We start from the raw sequence: 586 nt of genomic DNA, 5'->3' as shown, positions 1-586 counted from the left end.
GAACTGCGTCGGCTGGTCCGGGAACAAAGGGAAGCTGGCGGACTGGAGCCTGCCTTTCTGGAACTGCTGGTACAGCAGTTGCGCCGGCAGGGCGGCAAAGCAGCCCCTTTGCTGGCGGAGCTGGAACAGGAACTGGCTGCGAGCCAGCTGAGTCTGGAGGAATTGATCAGGGAAGAGCACGGACGGCAGGCGGCCCGGCAGGTAGCTATGGGGGCCGCTATTACCAGCCTCAGGTCAGTAGCGGCTCTGGACTGGAATGAAATTTTTGAGGCTTTGAGTCAGGTGGAAGCCATGTTGCGGCAGGATCCTTCTGGCCATTATTCCCGGATGGATTTTGCCTCCCGGGATTATTACCGGCATGAGATTGAAAAACTGGCCCGGTATTACCAGCTGCCGGAAAGGCTGGTTGCCGAACAGGTACTGACCCTGGCCCGGGCTGCTGCGGAACAGGGTAAAGGTGAGGCTGCGCGGCATGCAGGGTATTACTTGCTCGGTGAGGGCAGAGGAGAACTGGAGGATAAACTGGGGGGACGGCCCCGGGGCCTGGGGGGGTTGCGGAGCTGGCTCCGTCAGCATCCCTACCGGG

Annotated in this window: 1 protein-coding gene; it reads left to right on the top strand. The window is 61.1% G+C overall.

Going from position 1 to position 586, the window contains the following annotated elements:
- The coding region (locus JDF658_RS14535) for a hypothetical protein (RefSeq protein WP_159446646.1) at positions 1-586 on the top strand (586 nt) is incomplete at both ends.

The organism is Carboxydocella sp. JDF658 (assembly GCF_002049395.1).
In the GTDB taxonomy this organism is placed as follows: Bacteria; Bacillota.
This window is presented reverse-complemented; position numbering and strand designations above follow the sequence as displayed.